The sequence below is a fragment of the Aliterella sp. E5.1 genome (genome assembly GCF_057473825.1).
Genome location: NZ_JBYCCV010000447.1, coordinates 1 through 1,062, shown reverse-complemented (window position 1 = coordinate 1,062; position 1,062 = coordinate 1). Strand labels below are relative to the sequence as shown.

Annotated in this window: 3 protein-coding genes; all 3 read left to right on the top strand. The window is 48.6% G+C overall.

Translation table 11 applies throughout. The features are described 5' to 3' along the window. A partial coding sequence (locus AC2VE5_RS28115) for a potassium channel family protein (RefSeq protein WP_486890792.1) occupies positions 1-216 on the top strand: 216 nt, incomplete at its 5' end. Positions 217-338: 122 nt separating this feature from the next. Continuing rightward, a complete protein-coding gene (locus AC2VE5_RS28110) occupies positions 339-539 on the top strand; it encodes a hypothetical protein (RefSeq protein ID WP_486890791.1) in 201 nt (66 codons plus the stop codon). Continuing rightward, positions 536-796 carry a ParE family toxin-like protein gene (locus AC2VE5_RS28105; protein ID WP_486890789.1) on the top strand — a complete coding sequence of 87 codons (261 nt, stop codon included), beginning with the start codon at positions 536-538 and terminating at the stop codon, positions 794-796. Before AC2VE5_RS28110 ends, AC2VE5_RS28105 begins: the two co-directional genes overlap by 4 nt. Positions 797-1,062: the final 266 nt, after the last annotated feature.

Below are 1,062 nucleotides of genomic sequence, written 5' to 3'. Positions count from 1 at the left end.
GAGGCGCAGCCGGAGCATTTCAAATCAATTTTGCACAGTCTGTGGTGGGCCGTGACGACATTAACAACAGTTGGGTACGGTGATGCCTACCCAATTACCGCCGGGGGCAAACTGTTCACCTTTTTGATCCTCATGATTGGTTTGGGCATTGTGGCGGTGCCAGCCGGACTTGTTGCCTCAGCGCTATCAAAAGTCATAGAGGATGAGGAAGAATGAAATATGATAAAGAAAGTCAAGATTGACACCCTTCCGCTGTATTTCTAAATACGTATCCTTATCAGAAGGCTCTTCGGGTTCCTAGTTGCCTTAGATTGCGAAATATAGTCTTCGTTGCCAATATGAGAACTTTGCAAGATATTGAACATGCTGTTAGCCACTTATCGCCAGAGGATCTCGCTGCTTTTCGAGCCTGGTTTGCAGAGTTTGATGCGCAGATGTGGGATCGCCAGTTTGAGGAAGATGTGGCCGCAGGTCGGCTGGATGGACTGGCTGAGAAAGCCTTGCAGCATCTGCGGGAGGGGCGCTGTACTGACCTGTGAGATACCGGGCAACTCCTGATTTTTGGTATCACTACCAACAGTTACCGGATGACATTCAAGAACTAGCTAATCGTTGTTACGCGCTACTGAAACAGGACTCTCGCTATCCATCGCTGCATTTCAAGAAAGTGGGACAATTTTGGTCAGTGCGGGTAGGACTGCATTATCGCGCTTTAGCAGTAGAGAAAGGTGATGACGTAGCATGGTTTTGGATTGGAACCCATGCGGAGTATGACCGATTATTGCGAAGTAGGTAGTGCAAGCTAACAACGCAGTGGATTAGCGGAATTCCTGACTTCCCTGCTTTTGAGTCCTACTGTGATGAACTTCTCCCGCCTCGTGACCAGAATTATTTTGATGATGACAGCGCCTCCCCACAACGCCACCCATCCCCACACCAGAGCCGAGTGGCGACCATTAATATATAGGGACAGGCTGGTGCTTCATTTTTGTCACCTTAATGAGCTATCCTGATTCTTCCCAACCTTCCTAGCCGGAGTCTTCTTCATTGTCAAAGCCAGAA

Coding starts and splice junctions, on each gene's coding strand:
- AC2VE5_RS28110 (WP_486890791.1), top strand. CDS start 339: ATGAGAACTTTGCAAGATATTGAACATGCTGTTAGCCACTTATCGCCA.